Genomic DNA, 21474 nt, shown 5'->3' on the forward strand with positions numbered 1-21474 from the left:
TGCCGCGCCCCTTCCGAGGTGTCGGGCCACGGATGTGTCAGGCCGCCGGCTCCACCGCCGGCAGTGTCCCCGTCCGGGCCGCCTGGCCGTACCAGCGGGCGCTCGACTTCGGGGTGCGTCGCAGGGTCGCGTAGTCGACGTACACCGCGCCGAACCGCTTGCCGTAGCCGTACGCCCACTCGAAGTTGTCCAGCAGGGACCACAGGTAGTAGCCGCGGACGTCGGCGCCGTCGGTGATCGCGCGGCGGACCGCGGAGAGGTGGCCGTGCAGGTAGGCGATGCGCTCGGGGTCGTGGACGCGGCCGTCGGGGTCGGGCTTGTCGTCGTAGGCGGCGCCGTTCTCGGTGACGTACAGGGGCAGGCCCGGCGCCTCGCGGGTGTAGCGCAGGAGCAGGTCGTACAGGCCGGTCGGATCGATCGTCCAGCCCATCTCCGTGCGCTCGCCCGGCGTCTGGTGGAAGACCACGTCGTCGGCGCCCGGCCAGGGGGAGTGCTCGCTGGCGCCGTGGCCGTCCGCCCGGGGGCCCTTGACCTCGCCGGACGCGGCCGAGACCAGGGTCGGGGTGTAGTAGTTCAGGCCCAGCGCGTCCAGCGGGGCGTTGATCGTGCGGGTGTCGCCGTCCAGGACGTACGACCAGTCGGTGACCGACGACGTGGCCTCCAGCAGCGACGCGGGGTAGGCCCCCTTCAGCATCGGGCCGTGGAAGATCCCGTTGGCCAGGTCGTCGATCCGGCGGGCCGCGGCCAGGTCGGCCGGGTCCTGGGAAAGGGGCCGCACCACCGAGGAGTTGAGGCTGACCGCGACCTCGTTGCGGGCCGGCATCACCGAGCGCAGGGCCGAGGCCCCCAGCCCGTGCGCCAGGTTCAAGTGGTGGGCGGCGCGCAGGGACGCCTCCGGGTCGGTGCGGCCGGGGGCGTGGACGCCCGAGCCGTAGCCCAGGAAGGCGCTGCACCAGGGCTCGTTGAGGGTGATCCACTGCTCGACCCGGTCGCCCAGCGCCTCACCGACCAGCCGCGCGTACTCGGCGAACCGGAACGCGGTGTCCCGCTGCGGCCAGCCGCCCGCGTCCTCCAGTTCCTGCGGCAGGTCCCAGTGGTAGAGGGTGAGCGCCGGCCTGATGCCGTGGGCGAGCAGCTCGTCCACCAGCCGGCGGTAGAAGTCCAGGCCGCGCTGGACCGCGGGGCCGCGGCCGGTGGGCTGCACGCGGGACCAGGAGACCGAGAAGCGGTACGCGGTCAGGCCCAGCTCCGCCATCAGCGCCACGTCCTCGCGGAAGCGGTGGTAGTGGTCGACGGCGATGTCGCCGGTCTCTCCGTCGGCCGTTCTGCCCGGCGTATGGCTGAAGGTGTCCCAGATCGAGGGGGTGCGGCCGTCCTCCCGCACCGCCCCCTCGATCTGGTACGCCGAGGTCGCGGCGCCCCAGAGGAAGGCGGGAGGAAAGGTCACGGACGTAACGGGTTCAGGCATGGAAGCGCTCCCATTGGGGGTCGTAGGAGACCTGACGTGGTGGAGGGGGAAGGGGCCGGGGCGGCGGTGGCCCGGCCCCCGGACACAGGGGTGTTAGCCCTTGATCGCGCCCTGCATGATCCCGCCCACGATCTGCTTGCCGAACAGGACGAACGCGATCAGCAGCGGCAGCGTGCCCAGCAGCGCGCCCGCCATGATCACCGCCTGGTCGGGGACGTACCCGGTGCCGAGCGAGTTCAGGGCCACCTGCACGGTCGGGTTCTGCTGGTTCAGGGCGATGATGGGCCACAGGAAGTCGTTCCAGGCGAACACGAACGTCAGCAGGCCCAGTACCGCCATCGCCGGCCGCGCCGCCGGGAAGACCACGTGCCAGACGACCCGCAGGCTGCTCGCCCCGTCCACCCGGGCCGCCTCGATCAGCTCCGTCGGCAGAGCCTGCACCAGGTACTGCCGCATGAAGAACGTGCCGAAGGCGGTGACGAGGCTCGGCAGGATCACCGTCTGCAGCTGGTTCGACCAGCCGAGGTCGGACATCCACAGATACAGCGGTACGACGGCCAGCTGCGGCGGGATCATCATCGTGCCGATGGTCAGCAGGAGGAGCAGGCCGGAGAAGCGGAACCGCAGCTTGGCGAAGGCGAACCCGGCCAGGGTGGAGAACAGCACCGTGCTCACCGTGATCGTGCCTGCCACGATCACCGAGTTGAACATCGCGGTGCCGAGCCCCGCCTGGTCCCAGGCCGTCTGCAGGTTCGTGAACAGGTTGCCGCCGAACCACAGCGGCGGCGGGGTCTGGGCGAGGCGCCGGTCGGTGCGGGAGGCGGCGATCGCCGTCCACACCAGCGGGGCGAGCGAGACCAGCGCGAAGACGGTGAGCACGACGTACGTCACCGGGCCGGCGTGCAGCTGTTTGCCCGCGCCCATCCGGCCCCGGGGCCGCCGCTCCTCGCGGTGCACCTGGGGCAGTGTCAGTTCACTGGTGGTCATTGGGACTTCCTCAGCCGTCGGGTGAGCAGCAGATTGACCGCGGCGATGATCAGCAGGATCAGGAACATCGACCAGGCGATCGCGGACGCCTTGCCGAGGTTGCCGATGATCCAGCCCTGGTCGTACATGTACAGACCGAGCGTCTGGTACTGGTGCTCGGAACCGCCCTTGGACCCGCTGACCCCGCCGAACAGCAGCGGCTCGCCGAAGAGCTGGGTCGCGCCGATGGTCGAGACCACGACCGTGAAGAGGATCGTCGGCCGCAGCTGCGGGACCGTGACGTGCCGGAACTGCTGCCAGCGGTTCGCGCCGTCGATCGCCGCCGACTCGTACAGATCGGCCGGGATCGCCTGCATGGCGGCGAGGTAGATCAGCGCGTTGTAGCCCGTCCACCGCCAGATCACGATCGACGACACCGCGAACTGCGAACCCCAGTCGGACTCACGCCAGTTAATGGGGTCGACCCCGAAGAAGTGCAGGATCCAGTTGACCATGCCGCCGTCCCACGAGTACAGCAGCGTGAACACCAGGGTCGCCGCGGCCACCGAGGTGGCGTACGGGGTCAGCATCACCACACGCCAGACGGTCGAGCCGCGCAGCCGGTAGTTCAGCAGGTGCGCCAGCCCGATCGCGGCCAGCAGCTGCGGCACGGTCGAGATGACACCGATGGTCAGGGTGTTCTTCAGCGCGTTCCAGAAGAAGTCCGAGGACAACAGGTTCTTGTAGTTGTCCAGGCCCGCCCAGCTCTGGTGGTCGAGGGCCGACAGCTGCACGTCGTGCAGCGAGTACCAGGCCGTGTAAAGCAGCGGGACCAGGGTGAACGCCCCGAACAGGATGAAGAACGGGGACACGAACGCGTACGGCGACGCCTTCATGTCCCAGCGGTACAGCCGGCTGCGCCAGGAGTCGGCGCCCGCCGGCGCACCGCGACCGTGAGCGCCCCGGGCCGCGCCCGGCGGGGTGCCGGGCGCGGCGTCGGCGCTCGACGCGGGGTGCGCGAGAGCCTGCTTGGGGCTGGTCACTGGCCGAGCACGTCCTTGATCTCCTTGGACGCCGCGTCCCAGCCCTGGGACGGCGACTTGCCCTTCTGCTCGACCTGGAGGATGCCGACGTCGGTGATCGCGGAGTTGATCGGCTGGTCCTTGAGGCCGAAGTACTGCGAGGGGATCGTCTTCGCCGAGTCGGAGAAGATCTGGGTGAGTGGCGCGTTCGAGAAGTACGCCGTGGTGTCCGCGGCCGGCTTCAGGCTCGCGTACGCCGACGGGGTCGACGGGAAGCTGGCCTGCTTGGCGAAAACCTTGGCCTGCTGCTCCGGCGCGGTCAGCCACTTGGCCAGCGCGATGGCCTCCTTCTGGTGCTTGCCCGCGACCGGCACGCCGAGGAAGGAACCGCCCCAGTTGGCCGCGGTGGGCGCCGCCGCCACGTCCCACTTGCCCTTGCCGGCGTCCCCGGACTTCTGCTCTATGTACCCGATCATCCAGGCCGGGCAGGCGACGGTGGCGAAGGTGCCGTTGGCGTAGCCCTGGTCCCAGGTCGGGTCGAACTGCTTCAGCTTCGCCGACATATCGCTGGTGGCGACGTCCATGGCGACGTTCCAGGCGTTCTTCACGCCGTCGGACTTGTCCCAGACGACGTCGCCGGTCGCCTTGTCGTAGTACCGCTCGGCGCCGCCGCCGAGGGCCGCGTTGTAGACGGAGGACGCGGAGTCCACGAACTTGGTGCCCTTGGGCGCCTTCTTCATGTACTGCTTGCCGACGTCGACGTACTTGGCCCAGTCGCCCTTCCACATCTGGGCGAGCTTGTCCCGGTCGGTCGGCAGCCCGGCCTTCTGGAACAGGTCCTTGCGGTAGCAGATGGCCATCGGCCCGATGTCGGTGCCGAGCCCGATGAGCTTGCCGTCCTTGGTGGTGGCCTGGGCGTTCTTCCAGTCCAGCCACTGGGACTTGTCGACCTCCTTGCCGAGGTCGGCGAACTTGCTCGCCTGCGTCTGCACGGCCTCGGTGATGTTGCCGATCTCGATGGCCTGGATGTCGTCCGTGCCGGAGCCGGCCTGGAGGCGGGTGAGCACCTTCGGCCAGTACACGTCGGTGCGGGTGGTGACGTTCTCCTTGATGGTGATGTCCGGATGCAGCTTCATGTACTCGTCGTAGAGGCCGGCCTGCTTGTAGCCGAAGACGCCGAAGGTGCCGATGGTCAGCGTGGTCTTGCCCTTGCCACTGCCGTTTCCGCCGCCGGAGCCGTCCGACGAGCCGTCGTTCGAGTCCTTGGCGCAGCCTGCCAGCAGCCCCGTGGTCAGTGCGGCAACGGCCGCGAGGGCCATCAGCCGCTGGGACCGGCGGATGCTCGTGCGCATTGCGTCCTCCTGTTGCCTGACGTGCCGACCCCCCGGCCAACTGCATGAATGGGCCCGTTCGTACGCGCTGCGGCTCGGGCGGGGAACGTGCGGGATGTGTAGGTGCCAGGTAGCGTGGGAGCGCTCCCACGAGTGATGTGTTGAAGGGTCGCGGGTCGGGGGCGGGGTGTCAAGGGAGTGGGCACGGGCAACGGCGTTCAGTTATCAGCACGTTAAATTACGAGTAGCCCGTCCGGCGTTCGAGGACGAGACCGAAGGCCGATGAGCGGGGGTCCGGGGGCGGCAGCCCCTGGGACGGCAACCGCGGCGAACGGGGCTGTTAGATTCCAGGCCAGCTAGAACTTTCGCGGCGAGAGAGGCGGAGCCCATGGCAAGCCACGGAGCGCGGGGCCGCAGCGGGGGCCGGCCCACGCTCGAGGAGGTAGCCGCCCGGGCCGGCGTCGGCCGGGGCACGGTCTCGCGGGTGATCAACGGCTCGCCCCGGGTCAGCGACGCCACCCGCGCCGCGGTCGAGGCGGCCGTCGCGGAACTCGGCTATGTCCCCAACACGGCGGCCCGCGCCCTCGCCGCCAACCGCACCGACGCCATCGCCCTCGTCGTCCCCGAGCCGGAGACCCGCTTCTTCGCGGAGCCCTACTTCTCGGACATGCTGCGCGGGGTCGGCTCCGAACTGTCCGACACCGAGATGCAGTTGCTGCTGATCTTCGCGGGCAGCGACCGCGAACGCCGCCGCCTCGCGCAGTACCTGGCGGCCCACCGCGTCGACGGCGTCCTGCTGGTCTCCGTCCACGCCGACGACCCCCTGCCCGACCTGCTGGCCCAGCTGGAGATCCCGGCCGTGATCAGCGGCCCCCGCTCGGCCGGCGAGACGCTCACCTCGGTGGACTCCGACAACTACGGCGGCGCCCGCTCGGCGGTGGAGCACCTGCTCTCCCGTGGCCGCACCCGCATCGCCCACATCACCGGCCGCCTCGACGTCTACGGCGCCCAGCGCCGCGTCGACGGCTACCGCGACGCCCTGCGGGATGCGGGCCGGGAGGCGGACGAACTCCTCGTCGAGCGGGGGGACTTCACGGAGGAGGGCGGCCGCCTGGCGATGTCCGTACTGCTCGACCGCCGCCCCGACCTGGACGCGGTGTTCGCCGGTTCGGACGTGATGGCGGCCGGCGCCCGGCAGGTGCTGCGCGAGGCGGGCCGCCGTATCCCGGACGACGTGGCCCTGGTCGGTTACGACGACTCCGCCATCGCCCGTCACATGGACCCGCCGCTCACCAGCGTCCGCCAGCCCATCGAGGAGATGGGCCGCGCCATGATCGACCTCCTCCTCACCGAGATCGCCGACCGCCGCCCACCCGCGTCCCGTGGGCTGGAACGGCAGCATGCGGTACTGCCGACGGAGCTGGTGGCACGGGCGTCGTCGTAACAGCGACCCGTCGCCGCAGTCTCCTCCCGTCAACGGAGGAAGGACTCCGGGCCGAGTCGGCCCCAGGCCACGAACGCCGCCAGGACGATGTAGACGACGTCCACCATCATGAGCGTGACTTCGTGACGCCGCAGGCGGGTGATCGCGGCACCGGTCATGAGAAGGGCCAGGCCGAGGGCTGCCAGCGGCACCAGAACGGGTGCGATGTCGAGCGCGGCGGGCAGGACCAGACCGACGGCGGCCAGCACCTCGAGGGCGCCGATGGCCTTCACTCCGCCGGCGCTGAAGTCGTGGACCCAGTGCGCACTGGGCCCGAAGGCGGCGATCTTCTCCTTCGGCACGGCCACCTTGAGGCCGCCGCTGAGCAGATAGGCGACGGCGAGCAGTGCGGTGACGATCCACAGGGTGAGGTTCATGCGAGGTCTCCTTCGGTCCCGTCGTTCGTTGTCGTCCCTCTGAGACAGGGCACCCCGGTGATCCGTGACAGCAGCGGATACGCTGCTGGCGTCTTGGGGAGCTTCGGAGGGGGGAATCCGTGCCGGGATCAGTGGTGGGGACGACGGAGGCGGACGGGTACCGGTCGCTGCTGTTCTCCATCGCCTACGGGATGACCGGATCGGTGGGCGACGCGGAGGACATCGTGCAGGACGCCTTCCTGGGCCTGACCCGGGCGCGCCGGGCCGGGACCCCGGTCGCGAACCTGAAGGCGTACCTGACCACCGCGGTGACCCGGCTGGGCATCAACCACCTGAGCTCGGCGCGGGTACGGCGCGAGACCTACGTGGGCGACTGGCTGCCCGAGCCGGTCGTGGTCTCCGCCGACCGGCCCGGACCGGCCGAGCACGCCGAGCTGTCCGACTCGCTGTCGATGGCGTTCCTGGTGCTGCTGGAGGCCCTCTCCCCGGTGGAGCGGGCGGTGTTCGTGCTGCGCGAGGTCTTCGGGTACGGCTACCCGGAGGTGGCGCGGATCACCGGCAAGACCGAGGCGAACTGCCGGCAGATCTTCGCCCGCGCCAGGAAGCGCGTCGGCTCCGGCGGGCAGCCGGCCGGCAGCCCGCCTCCGGCGCGGCGGGCGGAGAGCGAGGAGCTCGCCCGCAAGTTCTTCGCGGCCGCCGAGGGCGGCGACATGGCCGCGCTGCTCGACATGCTCGCCCCGGACGTGGTCTTCCGCGGGGACGGCGGCGGCAAGGCGCGGGCGATCGCGAAGTCGATCAGCGAGCCGCGCCCTGTCGCCCAGCTGCTGGTCGGCGGTCTGCGCCAGGTCGGGAGACTCGGCGCCCTCCTCACGGCGGCCCGGGTCAACGGCCGCCCGGGTGGCGTGATCCACGACGCCGACGGGCGGGTGGCCAGTGTGATCGAGCTCGACATCGCCGACGGCAGGGTCCGGGCGATCCGCGCCGTCTCCAACCCCGACAAGCTGGAGCACCTCGGCCCGGTGTCGGACATCGGCCGCCTGCCGGAGCGACACCGCGCCGGTTCCTGAGGCTCCGCTCCCTGAGGCTTCGCCGGTCCTTGAGGCTTCGCCGGTTCCTGAGGCTTCGCCGGTCCCTGAGGGCTCCGCCGATCACCGGCGGCCGGCGTGGGGTGCCGTGCCGCGCAGGGCACGGTCCGTCAGGGTTGCCGAGCGGACCGCTCGGCAGCGGTCCGAGGGTGCCGTCTTGCCCCCGGCGCCCCCACGGGGTGTGACCCGCGGGCCCGCCGTCATGCCGTACGGCTCTTTCCGTCCGACACGGCCTCCCAGCCCCGCTCCAGCAGATCGAAGGCCGCGTTGACGGCGGCGACCCGGTCGGGGGCCGTCGTGGCGAGCGCGCGGGCCTCGAGGGCCAGATGGGCGAGGGCGGCGCAGGCGGGATCGTCGGCGGGGGCGCCGGTGTCGGCGGCGATGGCCTCGGTCAGGGCGCGTTCGTGCCGCATCCACATGCGCCGGTGGTACTCCACGAGCGCCGGGGTGCTGGTGACCAGCCGCCGGAAAGCGGCGATCTGCTCGTCGTACTCGGGCTTGACCGCCCGGGCCCGGAGCATGTGCTCGCGCAGGGACTCGAGGAGCGGGGTGCCGGGCGCCCGGTCGCGTACGGCGGCGACCAGGGCCCTTTCCACGTCGGCGTCCATGTCGAACAGCAGCGCTTCCTTGCTCGGGAAGTGCTTGAACAGGGTCGTCGTGGAGACGTCGGCCGCCTCCGCGATGTCCCTGATGCTGACCGCGTCGAAGCCGTGCTCCAGGAACAGCTCCAGCGCGGCGTCCGCCAGTGCCTGGCGGGTCGCGGCCTTCTTGCGTTCGCGGCGGCCCATCGGCTCCGTCGGCCCCGTCGTCTCCGTCATGCTCCGAAGCCTACCCGCTCGGTTGTCACAGACAAAAAGTTGACTCGTTGCACTTAGTGAGTCGGTGTGCTTTTCTGGGGCGCATGACCACACCACCCATGACCGCACCCCCCGTCACCCCGCCTCCCGGGAACGTCCGGTGGACCCTGCTCGGCGTGATGCTCGCGATGCTGCTGGGGATGCTCGACAACAACATCGTCGGTACGGCGATGCCGACGATCGTCCGTGACCTGGGCGGTCTGGAGCACATCTCCTGGGTCGTCACCGCCTACGCCCTCGCCACCGCCGTGTCGACTCCCGTCTGGGGCAAGCTCGGTGACCTCTACAGCCGCAAGCGCGTCTTCCTCGCCTCGGTCGCGGTCTTCCTGCTCGCCTCGCTGCTCGCCGGAGCCGCCCACTCGATGGCCCAGCTGATCGAGTTCCGGGCCCTGCAGGGCATCGGCGCCGGCGGGCTGGCCGCCGGGGGGTTCGCGCTGATCGGCGTCCTCGTACCGCCCCGGGAGCGCGGCCGCTACCAGGGCATGACCGCCTCCGTGATGGCCCTCGGCGTGGTCGGCGGACCCCTCGTCGGCGGCCTGGTCACGGGCCACCTCGGCTGGCGCTGGGCGTTCTACGTCAATCTCCCGCTCGGGATCGTCGCCCTGGCCTGGGTCCAGCTGATGCTCCGCCTGCCGGAGCGGGCACCGCAGGCCCGGCCGCGCATCGACTGGGCGGGCATCGCCGTGCTGACGGTCACGATCGGCGCGGCGGTCCTCGCGGCGACCTGGGCCGGTACGACGTACGCCTGGACGTCCTGGCGGATACTCGCCCTGGGCGCGGTGGCGGTCCTCGGCGCGGCGGTGTTCGTCGCCGTGGAGCGGCGCGTGCCCGAACCCCTGCTGCCGCCCCGCGTGTTCACCGGGCACCGCAACTTCCCGCTCGGCATCGGCCTGTTGGCGGCGGTCGGGGTGGTGATGTTCGGCTCGGCGCTCTATCTGCCCCTGTTCCAGCAGACGGTCCAGGGCGCCACGGCGACCAGTTCCGGGCTGCTCCTGCTGCCGATGATGATCCCGGTGGTGATCGCGTCCAACATCGCCGGGAAGGTGATGTCCCGCACCGGCCGGTACAAGGTGTTCCCGGTGCTCGGCACCCTGCTGCTGACGGCCGGCACGCTGACGCTCGCCACCATGGACACGGGCACCTCGCGCCTGGCCGCCGGCTGCTGGATGGCGCTGGTCGGTCTGGGCATGGGCTTCACCCTGCAGATGGCCACCACCCTCGCGCAGAACAGCGTGGAGCTGCGGGACATGGGGGCGGCCATGGCGGCGACGAACCTGTTCCGCACCCTCGGCGGCTCCCTGGGCGTGGCCGTCTTCGGCTCGCTGTTCACCCGGGCGGTGCCGGCCACGGCGACGGGAGAGCCGTACCGGCACGCGGTGGCGACCGGCACCCGGCACGTCTTTCTGGCCGGCGCCGGGGTGTGCGCGGCGGCCTTCGTGCTGGCGCTGCTCGTGATCGAGGTGCCGCTGCGGGGCGGGGCCGGGGCGGGGGCTCGGCCCGAGTCCGGGCGCGGGTCCGGGAAAACGGATCAGCCGGCGGCTCGCCTCTCGACGGAGCCACCGGCTGACCGGTGAGGGTGAGTGACGGGACTCGAACCCGCGTCGTATCACTATCGTGACCTGCGTCTTTGCGGCTGCGAGGACTCTCGGCCAACACCACGGAGGCGAGGTGATCGGCTACGCCCCGGCGCCGAGAAGCTCGCCGGCGTCAGCGCACGGCTGTTGGTGCTCCGCGACGCACGGGACGACCGGGCCGGCTGCCCCTCAGCGGTGAGCCCGGAACCAGCGCAAGTACCCCGTGTTAGGAGAGCCCAGGCCCGTAGCCGGGTCGTAGCCGGGGGACGCCTTCAGCCCGTAGTCCTGGCCCAGGGTGTAGAGGAGGTACCGCAGATTGCTGCCGCTGGGGCCCATGTCGCGGACCGTGGCGATCGGGCCGGTGCCCGCTTGCTTCGGGTGGTCGGTGACGTCGTGGAAGACCCCGGCCCCGGCCAGCGAATACAGCAGAGGGTTGGCGAAGCCGAAGGCGTGGCCGCTCTCCTGCTCGGCGTCGGCCTGCATGGCGGCGAAGCCGGGGCAGGCGGCGGACGAGCCGCCGTAGCCGACGAGGTGGAACGCGCCGCCCGTGGTGTAGCCGACGAGGACCGGCATCGCGCCGTCGCCCTCCAGGGAGACGTCGGGAGTGACCCGGTGGGCGGTGCCGCGCACGGTGGACAGGCGGGCCGGAACGATCGGTTTCTGGTACCAGGGTTGCGGGAAGTCGCTGCGTCCCCCGCCGCCCCCGAAGGCGAACACGCCCGGTATCGGCGCCCAGGCCCCGGTGCCGCCGGGGCGGACCGACAGCGCGTCGCCCATGCCGGCCTCCCAGGCGTAGTCGCCGGCGGGGGTCGTGGCCAGCGTCGTCGCGCCGACCGAGGTGACCCAGGGTGAACCGCTGGGGAAGTCGGCCTGCGCCTGAGTGGTGGCCGTGTCGCAGTTGAGTCCGTGGCTCGCGGCCCCCGGTGAGGAGTCGCCGCAGTCGCCTGACGCGAAGTACACGCCGATGCCCTCCGCGGCGGCTTGCTCGAACAGCATGTTCCAGGCGGCGACCAGACCGGGAGTGAGGTGTACGGGCCGTGAATGGGTGATCTCCGCCCAAGAGTTGGAGATCACGTCCGCGGAATGGGTGTCGATCACGGACGCCTCGGCGTCCATCAGGTCGCCGTCCAGGCAGGAGTCGGCGCCCACGTAGAGCACGTCGGCATCCGGTGCGTAGCCGTGTGCCATCTCGATGTCGAGCGCCTGCTCACCGGCCCAGGACTCGGGTGTGGCACAGGCCTTGCCGCTGGTGTTCCACCGGGCGCGGTCGACCAGCTGCCGGTACTGGCCCGGGCGGAACGGCCTGCTGCCGGTGTCGGTGGCGTACGTGTCGGCGTCGGCGGGCATCGTGGCTGAACCGTACGCGCCGACGATCGCTATGGTTCGCCCGCGACCCGTCGCGCCGGCCCGAGCGGCACCGTAGGCACGCCGCAACTGCGCCGGGACGTACGGGCAGGTGGCGTACGACACAGGCCTGCCGTACGCCGGCGGCTGACCGGTGGCGGGCCGCTGGCCGAAGTACGCCGAGCAGGCCGGGGTGCCGACGGCCGGCCCGCCGGAGGCGGGGCCCCGGACGGGCCCGGTGGTCCGGTCGGGCTGGGGAACGGGAAGAGGTGTGGTGGTGCGCACGGACGCCGGGCTGGCGGCGGCCGGTGCCGACGGGCCGACGAGACCGATCACGTCGCCTGCCACTGCCGTCGGCACACTGGCGTCCCGGGTCGGCGCCTGGAGCGGGCCCCATGCGGTCTCGTAGCGGTGGAAACTCGTTCCCAGAGCCTTGGCCAGCGCCGCTTCCGAGCCGCTGACCTGGACGTAGTGCGGTGTGCCGGTGGTGACGCGCAGGCCGCTCGTGGTGAGCCAGCGAATGACCGCGCCACGCTGCGCGGCGCTGAGGGCGAAGCGCCGCTGGTACTGGCCGGGGGTGAGGAAGTCCCGGTAGGAGTGGCTCGCCGGATCGCTCACCGACCGCAGGAAGTCCGCCAGTGCGCGGGGGTCGCGCGAGCCGAGGTAGAGCCTCGCGGACATCGTCTGATCGGACGGGACGGCACCCAGGTCGGCGGCGGCGTCCGCGTACCCGGGTCGGGAACCCGGGAGCAGGGTCCGGTTCGAGGTCGTGGTGCCAGCTGGGACCGCCGCCAGTGCGGGCGCCGCCGCGGGGGCGAGAAGGGCCGAGGCGGCTACGGTCACGGCTGCCGCCGTGAGCGCGGTACGTCGTGGTATCACGGTGCTTGCCTGTCTTCTGGCAGCTCAAGTCGCTGACGGTTCAGGTGAGTTCGGTGCGGTTCGGACGCGGGCATGCCGCGTCCCGCCCCCGGTCGGGTCGGCGGCGCGAGGGGGGCGTTGGCGGTTCGGTGAGGGGTGGACGGGTCCGCGGTCAGTTACGGATCACACGGCCGCGGTGGAAGAAACCGCCTACGTCGGTGAACGCCAGGTCCAGCCCGACGCCGTCCCGTTCGGCGTGCAGGTGCAGGTGAGGCTCGGTGGTGTTGCCCGAGTTGCCGACCTCGCCGACGAGTTGTCCCGCCCGTACGTTCTGGCCGGTGCTGACCGCCACGCTACCGGGCCGCAGGTGGGCCATCTTGACCACTTCGTGGCCGGTGTCGATGAACACGTGGTTGCCGTAGAGGGGGCCGAAGCGGATGAGGCCGGGCTCCTGGTCGGGCAGTCCGTCGGCGGCGGAGATCACGACGCCGTCGCACGGCGCGTACAGCTTCGCCCCGTAGACGAGGTACGACTCCAGGCCGGTGCCGGGGCGCTTGCGGCCGTGCGCCCGGTCGACGGCGACGATGTCAAGCGCGCCGCGCTGCTCGGAGATGGAGAAGTGGTGGTTGAGGCCCTTGCCGCCGCCCTGCCCCACGTACCAGGCGCCGCCCCTGAGCGGAAACCGCAGCGGCGCGGACAGCGGCGTGCCCCAGCGGTGCCTGCGCCGCCTGAAGAGGGTCCAGATGACGCCGGCGCACACGGCCGCCGCGACGGCCGCGCTCGGCAGCGAGTGACCGAACGGCAGCCGCGCCGCGTGGTATCCCGCGGCCAGCATCGGCAGGGCCCCGGCTTCCAGCGAGTGCCGGACCCAGCGGCGCATCGAGGCGGGCTCGCCGTATCCTTCGAAGACGGCATAACCAGTGCCGGCGCCGAAGAGGTCGGTGAGCCAGGACGAGCCCGTCCCCGCCGTCCAGCACTCCGCGATGCCCCAGGCGATCAACGCGGTCCAGATCACCGTGCTCAGCACCGGTTGCACACGGGGCGGGACGCGGAAGGCGGGCGTCTTGTACGGCTCGCCGTCGATGAGCAGCCCGATCAGCACGCCGTCGTCGTCGGTCTTCGCCCACGCCAGCACCTGGCCGGTCGCGCCGCGGATCACCAGGCCGTCCGGCCCGTCGTCGACGCCCGTGATGTCACCGGTCAGCTCGCGAGTGGCGGTGACGATCCCCGCCAGCCGCTCCTGGCCGACCCTCCGTACGACGTGCGGGGCGAGGCGGTCCCACTCGCCGGGGTCCGAGGTCAGAAAGCGGTGGAGCGCGTCGGCCGGAGACGCGTCGGCGGCGCCGTGCCGGTTCAGATCCTGCATGTGTGCTCCCAAGGCCCGGGTATGCGGTGCCGGTTGCGGGCCACCAGTCCGTAGACGGCCTGTGCCAGATGCCGTACGCCGGGTAGGGCGATGAGGCGTCCGGCCGTGCGGGCCGTACGGTTGCCGGTCGCGAACCAGTCTGCGAACGCCGCCGCACCGCCGGTGCGGCGCTCGGCCGTGACGAACCACAGGCGCTGCTCCGCCTGGGCGCGGGTCAGCCGGTAGGAGGCGAGGTCGACGGACTGCCAGGGCCGCAACTCCCCACGGAGTCGCAGGCGCCGGACCAGGTAGCCGGTCGCGGCCCGGCAGAAGCCGCACTCACCGTCGAAGAGGACGACGGGCGCCGGGGCGGGGGTTGCGCGAGGGACGTCGGCGAATTCAGGCACGCTGCTCCTCCGGTTCAGCGATGTGGGCGGCGGCCGCCGGGAACGGCAGCGGGACGGCGCGCAGGCGGCCGCCCGCGGCCCTGGCCACGCGCCGGGCGCGGATCCACATCGCCCGGTAGTCCTCGTCGCGCAGGCAGACGCAGTCGGCGCCGATCATCAGCAGGGCGAAGGGGACCAGGCCCATGAAGGCCATGATCCCCAGGTGCATGGCTTCGACGGACAGAGTGATCGACTTACGGACCCAGCCCCGGTTGGAGAGGATCGCGAAGGGGAAGCCCAGCTCGATGAAGATGGTGAAGTAGCAGATCGCCGTGCCCAGCGTGGCGTTGCTCATCCAGTGCGCGTACGCGGAGGACATCTGGAAGCCCGTGATGCGGCTGACGTAGTACATCGCCACGCCGTCCTGCCACACCTTGCCGGCGATCTTCCAGTAGCCGGCGGTGAGATAGAGGACCGCTGTCTGGAAGACGATCAGGTAGGCGGCCAGGTTGTGTGCGGCGGTGCGGATCGTGGGCTGTCCCGCCGCTGCGCGCAGCCGCTCGCGGCGGCGCTTTGCTCCCGGGGCGAAGTAGGCGTTCGAGACGGTGAACACCATGAAGATGATGAGGATCTCGACGAGGTTGTTGCCGCCTTCGAGGATGTCCTGGTTGCGGTAGTACAACGACCACATCAGGACCGCCATGGCAACGGTGAGCGCCCGGCCGCCGAAGACCGCGAACGCGGCGGCGACCAGGATGGTGGCGTGAAAGAGCAGCTCGAACCACCACTGGGAGTGGCTGACGAGGAAGAGCGAGAATCCCAGGTGGGGGATGGCCTTGGCGGCGAGCTGCGGGGAGTTGTAGGAGTTCGGCCCCCAGAAGAACTGCCGGTTGCCGTAGTCGGCCAGGCAGTACATCACCGTGCCGACGCCGATGGCGATCCGCAGGAGCGCGATGCCGATGAGCCGGTGCTCGCGGCACGCCATGCGGGCGATCGCCCGGTCCAGCCGTACGGTGACGGCCCGCGGGCCGCGTGTCATGTCGCGCATCAGTTCGCCACCCCCGGAACGTAGGCCATCCACGCCGTCTTCAGGATGCCGGTGACGGGCTGCCGTGGCGCGGGCCTCTCGTAGCGCTGCGAGAACGGGACGATCGGCTGCTGCTTGAACGTGCCACGCACCGCGATGATCTTCGCGTCCGGGTACAGCGAGGCCGCCCGCACCGAAAGGAATCGCTGCAACTCCTGGAAGGTCGGGGTGTACCGCTTCAGCAGCGCCTTCTTCTGCGCGGCGCGTTCGTCGGCCGGGTAGTTCTCGTCGATCTGGCTGAACTGACGGGCGTAGTCGGCGGCGTTCTCCTGGAACGCCAGGACGACGCCGGGGAGTTTGGTGGGGTTCCAGCGTCGGTCGCGCGGGGTGCGGTCGATGGCGCCCTCGATCTCCAGTGGCTTGGTCTGGACGGTTGTACCGGAGCCCGCACGGCGCATGGTCACCTCCAGGTAGAGCAGGTCGTTGCTGGTCCCCGGGGTGGGGGCGAACAGCTCCCAGTCCTGGCTGAAGTACGGGGCCATCACGTCGTTCACCGGCCGGGCGAGCCGGGCCTGGACCGGCGAGGCGGGTGCGTTGTACAGCAGGCAGGCCACGGTGAACAGTGCCACCGGCAGCAATGCCGCCGTGACGAACAGGCGCACCCGCCAGGGGAGGGCGGGCGGTCCGTCCACGCCTGGTATTTCCTTCATGAGACTGTCCCTCGGACTCGATCGCGCACTCCGGGGAACGCCCGGCGGTGTCTCCACCGCCGGGCGTGAGTGCGTCAGGCAACCGCCGTGAACCGCTTGGTCACGGCATGCGGTGATCAGTTCTGAGCGTCGAACTGCTCATCCCCGGCGATCACGCCGTGCTTCGACGCCGGGCTCGTCGCCGGAATGCCGCTGGACGAGGACGACGACTCCTCGGCGGTGACCACTGCCGCCTCCTCGGCGACCGGGGCCGCCTTCCTCGAGACCTTCTTGCTGACCTCAGCCACCTTCTTGGTCGCGTGGTACGTGGCCTTGGCCGCGTTGACGGTTGCGGCGACGTTGACCGCGTCGTGCGCCAGGTTGCTGAGGAACTCCGGCTGAGCACCGCCGGACAGCACGGTCGGAGCCGCGAGGGACTGCGCCGCGGCGGCCTTCTGCGTGGGCAGGGTCGTCGCGGACGCGTTGCCGGCCATCGTCATGCCGACGGCGCCGGCGGCGATAGCCGTCACCAGCAGACCAGCGACAGTCTTGTTCATCGCCACGTTCTTCTTCCTCCGTTATGTGGCTGGTTCATGGGTTCGGGCGCCCTTGATGAAGCTAGCGATCAGACGTCGTGCAAGAGCAAGCTCAAACGCGTTCGACCTTGTTCGACTTGTGTCCCGTACGCCTTGCGGCTGTCTCGTACGGGGGAGTAGAAAAGCCCCTGAACACCGTCTGACCAGCGGAGAAGACAGAAAACTGATGAATACGGGGATCCCGCCCGCCGACCCGCTCGGCGCCGCCTCACCGGCGGATTTCATGGCGCAGCTCAGGAAGTTGAAAGAACAATCGGCTCTGTCCTACAGGCAGTTGGAGAGAGCTGCGACCCGTAACGGGGACGTACTTCCGGCCAGCACCCTCGCGACCGCGCTCAACCGGGGGACGCTGCCGCGCGAGGACCTGCTGACCGCGTTCGTCCGGGCCTGCGGTGCGGACGTGACCGACTGGGTCACCGCCCGAAGACGCCTGGAACGGTGGATACCACCGGAGGAACCGGCGGTCGTCCGCCCGGTCGAGGCGACGACAGACGAAGCCCCCGAGACGGTGAATGAAGCCCCCGGGGAGAAGGCCGCACCGGGTACGGCCGCGGGCGGGCGGACCGGGGCCTTCCAGCGCTTGCTGCGCTTCCCGCGCGCCACGGGCCCGGACCTGCCGGCGCGGGGCGTGCTCACCGCGGTGGCCGTCCTGACCGTGATGGCGGTTGTGGCCATCCTGACGGTGCCGGGATTCTTCTCCCGCAAGCACGTGTCGCACACCGACTCGTCCACGGGTTTCTGCCGGGGCGCCGACCTGCGCAGGGACACCACCACGGGCGAATGCTGGGGCATCAGCACCGAGGCGGTGTCCTTCTCCCCGTCGTCCCGGCCGCTCGCCGAGGTCATCAAGGTGATCGCCCAGCAGAACCGGATCGGCGCCGCCGACCACGTGCGGCAGCCCGAGCGGCCCTACGTCACCCTCGCCTACGTGGGTGCGCTCACCTCGCGGGACTCCTTCCCGACCACCCTGGTCGCCGAGCGGGAGACCTTGGAGGGGATAGCCGCGGCCCAACGGCTGTCGCTGGAGCGCGATACGCCCGGTGCGCCGCTGGTGAACGTCCTGGTGGTCAACGGCGCGGCGGGGATGGCCCACGGCGTCGAGGCGGCGGGGATGCTGGCCCGGTGGCCCCAGGGCACGGGCGCGTCGGGCCCACCGGTGATCGGGGTGGTCGGCCTGGACCAGAGCCGCACCAACACCCTGCGCACCATCCGCGCGCTCGGCCGCGAGGCCATGCCCATGATGGCGGCGGCGCTCTCCACCGACGAGTTCGCCTCCGAGTCGCCGATGTACTTCCAGGTGGCGCCGCAGGACCGCTGGGCCGCCGCGGTCGACACCGCGTTCATCACCACGCAGAACGGGCAGGACCGACAGACCCGGGCGGGGGCGCGGGCCGTGCGGATCTACGACTCCGCCGACCCCGACGATCTCTACAGCCACAACCTGTCCGCCGACCTGCGCTCAGCCCTCGCCTCCAAGGGAGTGACCGCCGACGAGTCGGCGTTCAGGCCCGGGCTCAGCCGACTCACCGGGCCGCCCTCCGCCGACCAGGCGGGTGCGTCGGCGTGCGGCTACCCCGGGAGCGTCTATTACGCGGGCCGGGCCGAGGACTTCGGTGACTTCCTCAACGGCATCTACTCCACCTGCGGGAACACCCCGCCCCGCATCCTGACCGACGACGACGTCACGCGCTACGTCGCCGACCCCCGACTCCGCGGCATGTACCGCTCGGTCCCCTTCCACTACACGTCGTTCGCCATCGCGCCGGAGACCTGCAAGCAGGACACGGGCAACACCTTCTACGCGACGCTCGACAGCTTGTTCCCCTTTGAGTGCGGAGACAACGAGGGACGTTCGCTGGACGGGCACGCGGCGCTCGGCTACGAAGCGACGCTCGCGATGCTCACCGCGATTGAGAACCTCGGCTCGAAGGCGAGCAGAGCCGGGCTGGCGCGGGCGCTCGGCGGCCTGCGGATCGATGGGTCGGCCAGCGCGCCCATCACGATCGGACAGGGCCACGTACCAGCCCGCAAGATGGTCGCGATCCTGACCGTGGCCCATGGCCGTCCGCCCGCCTTGGAGGGAACGTGCGGCGACTCCGCCCGTGATCCGGCGAGCTGGTGCCCCAACGTGCCGGGCTTTCGGCGATCCGGTCTGACAGCGTCTCCACAGGGGCTTTAACACAATGTCCGGGCTGGACATCGTTTACCCTGCGACGAGTTCTTCGACCAGAAACTAAACCCGCGCTTACGCGGCCCTCAACCGGGCGGAAGGACAAGAGAATCAGACCTGTTCGGCCTCTATGGTTCGGAGAGTGAAAGAGCGTTATAAGGACGAACGGCAATGGGTGCCGTCAGTGGCGGGGCACGTCTGCCGGCTGATCGGTGTCCTGGACTTGGTGAGCGCCCTCTTCCCGGGTTTCCGGCACTCCCGGGTCCACAGCTGGCTCGGTGACCTTCCTGGTGGGGCAACCACGCTGGCGGCAGTGGGCCAGCTGACGAGCGGCCTGCTGCTGGTCCTGCTGGCCCACGCGCTGCGCCGCCGCAAGCGTCGCGCCTGGCGCGCGGTGGTGGTGCTGCTTCCGGTGAGCGCGGCGCTTCACCTGCTGCACCGCCACCAGCTGGTCACGGCGGTCATCGCGCTGGTGCTGCTGGGGGCGATCGTGGTCCACCGACGCGAGTTCTACGCCAAGGCCGACCCGCGCACCCGGCTGCGGGCGCTCGTCAGCCTGCTCGGCCTCGGCGGTGTCAGCGTGTTGCTCGGCCTGCTCATCGTCAGCGTCCACCCGGCAAGCGAGCGCCGGCCGTACGCCTTCCCGCAGCGGCTGGAGCACGTGTTGTACGGGCTGTTCGGCTTCGAGGGGCCGGTCCGGTACACCTCGGCCCGGATCGCAGACCTGGTGGGCTACTCGCTGGGCGCCCTCGGCCTGCTGACCGCGCTGACCACCGCCTGGCTCGCTCTGCGCCCGGAGACGCCGAAACCGGAGCTGACTGCGGAGGACGAGTCGCGGGTGCGAGCGCTGCTCGACCGCTACGGCGCCCGCGACTCCCTGGGCTACTTCGCGCTGCGGCACGACAAGAGTGTGGTGTTCTCCCCTTCGGGGAAGGCCGCGATCGCCTACCGGGTGGTCTCGGGGGTCATGCTGGCCTCCGGCGACCCGCTCGGCGACGTCGAGGCCTGGCCGGGCGCCATCCACGCCTTCATGGCCGAGGCACGCGAGCACGCCTGGGTGCCCGCCGTCGTGGGCTGCAGTGAGACCGGCGGGGAGATCTGGGCCAGGGAGACCGGACTCGACGCGCTGGAGCTGGGCGACGAGGCGGTGGTGGACACGGCCGACTTCACGCTGTCGGGCCGGGCCATGCGCAACGTCCGGCAGATGGTGAAGCGGATCGAACGGGCCGGCTACGTCTGCCGGGTACGCCGGATCACCGAACTGGACGCGACGGAGCGGCAGCGGATCGGTGAGGCTGCGGCACGGTGGCGGGGCACCACCGTGGAGCGCGGATTCTCCACCGCGCTGGGCCGGTTCGGCGATCCCGCGGACGGGGAGTGCGTCGTCGTCACCGCCCACAGGGCATCCGACGAGGCAGCCGGGCAGGACCTGTCCGGTGACGATCTGAAGGCGCTCCTGCACTTCGTGCCCTGGGGGCCCGAGGGCATCTCGCTGGATCTGATGCGGCGCGACCGATCCGCCGACCCGGGTCTCAACGAACTGCTGATCGTCGCGGCACTGCAGGCGGCACAGCAGATGGGTGTGCGCCGCGTGTCACTGAACTTCGCGGTGTTCCGCTCGGCCCTGGCCAGGGGGGAGCGGCTCGGAGCCGGACCGGTGCTGCGCGTGTGGCGCGGACTGCTGGTCTTCGCCTCGCGCTGGTTCCAGATCGAGTCGCTTTACAAGTTCAACGCCAAGTTCCAGCCGTCCTGGGAGCCGCGTTTCCTGGTGTATCCACGGGCGCGTGATCTGCCCCGGATCGGGTTCGCCATCATGCGGGCCGAGGCATTCATCACCCTCGAACTGCCCCGGCCCGGACGCGCCAGGCGACGGACCGCCCTGACGCCGGCCCTGACCGAGGACGCCCGTTCCGCCGTCTGAGACGGGGGAACAGACGCCCCGGGCATATATATCTACGAGACCAGCGGAAGGGCGGCCCTGTCCTCCAGCCAGGAGGCCCGGGAGAGAATGGCGCGCTGCACCTGCCGGAGCCGCAGACTCGGTTCCATTCCCAGCCCTTCGACGAGTTTGTTCCGCAGGGTTTTGTAGACGCCGAGTGCGTCGGCGGTGCGGCCACTTCGGTAGAGAGCCACCATCAGATAGAGATAGAGGTTCTCCCACAACGGCTGGTCCGCGACCAGCCCATAGGTCTCGCTGATCACCCAGGCATTCCGACCGAGCCGGAGTTCGGTTTCCACCCAGAGCTCGCGAGCGGAATTCCGTTTCTCGTCCAGTTGGCGGCCCAGGTCGTCGAGCATGGACAGGCCGCGGACGTCGGCGAGGGCCGGGCCGCGCCACAGCGCGACGGCGGAAGCCAGCAGCTCCGATGCCTCCGCCAGCCGGCCGAGGGCGTTGAGCTGGTGGGCCCTGGCCACCGTGGACTCAAAATGGTGCAGGTCCAGTTCGTGCCGCTGCCCAAGGTCGAGGAGGTAACCGGGGGCCCGCGTGGCCAGGACGCTCGGCTCCGCGCCCAGCGCCGACAGATGCTTGCGCAGCCTGGACACGTAGACCTGCAGGGCGGTGGCCGCCGTGCGGGGCGGGTTGTCCAGCCAGAGGAGGTCGGTCAACTGCTGGGCAGAGACGACTCGCTCGGCGTTCAGGCACAGCAGTGCCAGCAGCGCCCGCTGTTTGAGCGCGCCCGGGCCCGGCGAGGTGGAGCCGTCGGCCGCCGAAATCTCAAGCGGGCCGAGTATGTGAAAATTCAATTGTGTCCCCGTGTTGTTCCTGTGGCAGCGAGATGGTCAATCCCTGCCAACGGATGATCTTCCACAGCGTGCCGGGGTCCAGGCAAGGTCACAGGGTTCCTTTTGCTGAGAGTTGATGCGTCTCTCACCTCGATTTGAGCCCCAGGACGAC

18 protein-coding genes are annotated in these 21474 nt (G+C 70.7%); 5 read left to right on the plus strand and 13 right to left on the minus strand.

Going from position 1 to position 21474, the window contains the following annotated elements; translation table 11 throughout:
• Positions 1-37 precede the first annotated feature (37 nt).
• The 4 genes from ABB07_RS24290 to ABB07_RS24305 form a co-directional block, all read right to left on the minus strand.
• Entirely contained in the window at positions 38-1468 is a 1431-nt protein-coding gene (locus ABB07_RS24290) for a GH1 family beta-glucosidase (protein ID WP_208900686.1), read from the minus strand.
• Positions 1469-1561: 93 nt separating this feature from the next.
• Positions 1562-2455, minus strand: coding sequence for a carbohydrate ABC transporter permease (locus tag ABB07_RS24295; RefSeq protein ID WP_208900687.1), 894 nt, complete (start codon positions 2453-2455; stop codon positions 1562-1564).
• The gene (locus ABB07_RS24300) at positions 2452-3477 is read right to left on the minus strand and encodes a carbohydrate ABC transporter permease (RefSeq protein ID WP_208900688.1); all 1026 of its coding nucleotides are present in this window, start codon (positions 3475-3477) and stop codon (positions 2452-2454) included. The genes ABB07_RS24295 and ABB07_RS24300 overlap by 4 nt, the downstream gene beginning before the upstream one ends.
• Entirely contained in the window at positions 3474-4808 is a 1335-nt protein-coding gene (locus ABB07_RS24305; RefSeq protein ID WP_208900689.1) for an ABC transporter substrate-binding protein, read from the minus strand. The genes ABB07_RS24300 and ABB07_RS24305 overlap by 4 nt, the downstream gene beginning before the upstream one ends.
• A 367-nt stretch (positions 4809-5175) precedes the next feature.
• On the opposite strand from ABB07_RS24305, the gene ABB07_RS24310 reads away from it, so the two are divergent.
• A complete protein-coding gene (locus tag ABB07_RS24310) occupies positions 5176-6231 on the plus strand; it encodes a LacI family DNA-binding transcriptional regulator (RefSeq protein WP_208900690.1) in 1056 nt (351 codons plus the stop codon).
• Between the two features lie 29 nt (positions 6232-6260).
• On the opposite strand, the gene ABB07_RS24315 is transcribed toward ABB07_RS24310, so the two are convergent.
• Entirely contained in the window at positions 6261-6647 is a 387-nt protein-coding gene (locus ABB07_RS24315) for a DoxX family protein (protein ID WP_208900691.1), read from the minus strand.
• A 119-nt stretch (positions 6648-6766) separates the two neighbouring features.
• Here ABB07_RS24315 and sigJ point away from each other — a divergent pair, with 119 nt between their 5' ends.
• A complete protein-coding gene (gene sigJ / locus ABB07_RS24320) occupies positions 6767-7714 on the plus strand; it encodes an RNA polymerase sigma factor SigJ (protein WP_208900692.1) in 948 nt (315 codons plus the stop codon).
• A gap of 218 nt (positions 7715-7932) precedes the next feature.
• Here the strand turns inward: sigJ and ABB07_RS24325 are convergent, their stop codons facing one another.
• On the minus strand, positions 7933-8550 hold the full coding sequence (locus tag ABB07_RS24325; protein ID WP_244189495.1) for a TetR/AcrR family transcriptional regulator: 618 nt from the start codon (positions 8548-8550) through the stop codon (positions 7933-7935).
• A gap of 98 nt (positions 8551-8648) precedes the next feature.
• Between ABB07_RS24325 and ABB07_RS24330 the strand changes: the two genes are divergently transcribed.
• Positions 8649-10163: a DHA2 family efflux MFS transporter permease subunit gene (locus ABB07_RS24330; protein WP_244189496.1), complete on the plus strand. Its 1515-nt coding sequence runs from the start codon at positions 8649-8651 to the stop codon at positions 10161-10163.
• Positions 10164-10352: 189 nt separating this feature from the next.
• On the opposite strand, the gene ABB07_RS24335 is transcribed toward ABB07_RS24330, so the two are convergent.
• The 6 genes from ABB07_RS24335 to ABB07_RS24360 all read right to left on the minus strand — a co-directional run bounded on the left by ABB07_RS24335 (position 10353) and on the right by ABB07_RS24360 (position 16369).
• Entirely contained in the window at positions 10353-12386 is a 2034-nt protein-coding gene (locus tag ABB07_RS24335; protein WP_341845899.1) for a S53 family peptidase, read from the minus strand.
• 151 nt (positions 12387-12537) lie between these two features.
• Complete coding sequence (locus ABB07_RS40980) at positions 12538-13731, minus strand: M23 family metallopeptidase (RefSeq protein ID WP_244189497.1); 1194 nt, start codon at positions 13729-13731, stop codon at positions 12538-12540.
• A complete protein-coding gene (locus tag ABB07_RS24345; RefSeq protein WP_208900695.1) occupies positions 13719-14117 on the minus strand; it encodes a thiol-disulfide oxidoreductase DCC family protein in 399 nt (132 codons plus the stop codon). Before ABB07_RS24345 ends, ABB07_RS40980 begins: the two co-directional genes overlap by 13 nt.
• Positions 14110-15144, minus strand: a complete 1035-nt coding sequence (locus ABB07_RS24350; RefSeq protein WP_208900696.1) for a hypothetical protein — start codon at positions 15142-15144, stop codon at positions 14110-14112. Before ABB07_RS24350 ends, ABB07_RS24345 begins: the two co-directional genes overlap by 8 nt.
• Positions 15144-15833 (minus strand): DUF5819 family protein, encoded by a 690-nt coding sequence (locus ABB07_RS24355; protein WP_208900697.1) that lies wholly within the window; start codon positions 15831-15833, stop codon positions 15144-15146. Before ABB07_RS24355 ends, ABB07_RS24350 begins: the two co-directional genes overlap by 1 nt.
• A gap of 116 nt (positions 15834-15949) precedes the next feature.
• Positions 15950-16369 carry a hypothetical protein gene (locus tag ABB07_RS24360; protein ID WP_208900698.1) on the minus strand — a complete coding sequence of 140 codons (420 nt, stop codon included), beginning with the start codon at positions 16367-16369 and terminating at the stop codon, positions 15950-15952.
• A 205-nt stretch (positions 16370-16574) separates the two neighbouring features.
• Between ABB07_RS24360 and ABB07_RS24365 the strand changes: the two genes are divergently transcribed.
• A complete protein-coding gene (locus tag ABB07_RS24365; RefSeq protein ID WP_208900699.1) occupies positions 16575-18587 on the plus strand; it encodes an ABC transporter substrate-binding protein in 2013 nt (670 codons plus the stop codon).
• Between the two features lie 121 nt (positions 18588-18708).
• Positions 18709-20499, plus strand: coding sequence for a phosphatidylglycerol lysyltransferase domain-containing protein (locus tag ABB07_RS24370; protein WP_208900700.1), 1791 nt, complete (start codon positions 18709-18711; stop codon positions 20497-20499).
• 32 nt (positions 20500-20531) lie between these two features.
• On the opposite strand, the gene ABB07_RS24375 is transcribed toward ABB07_RS24370, so the two are convergent.
• Entirely contained in the window at positions 20532-21323 is a 792-nt protein-coding gene (locus ABB07_RS24375) for an AfsR/SARP family transcriptional regulator (protein ID WP_208900701.1), read from the minus strand.
• Positions 21324-21474: the final 151 nt, after the last annotated feature.

Source organism: Streptomyces incarnatus (assembly GCF_001027185.1).
Taxonomy (GTDB): Bacteria; Actinomycetota; Actinomycetes; order Streptomycetales; family Streptomycetaceae; genus Streptomyces; species Streptomyces puniciscabiei.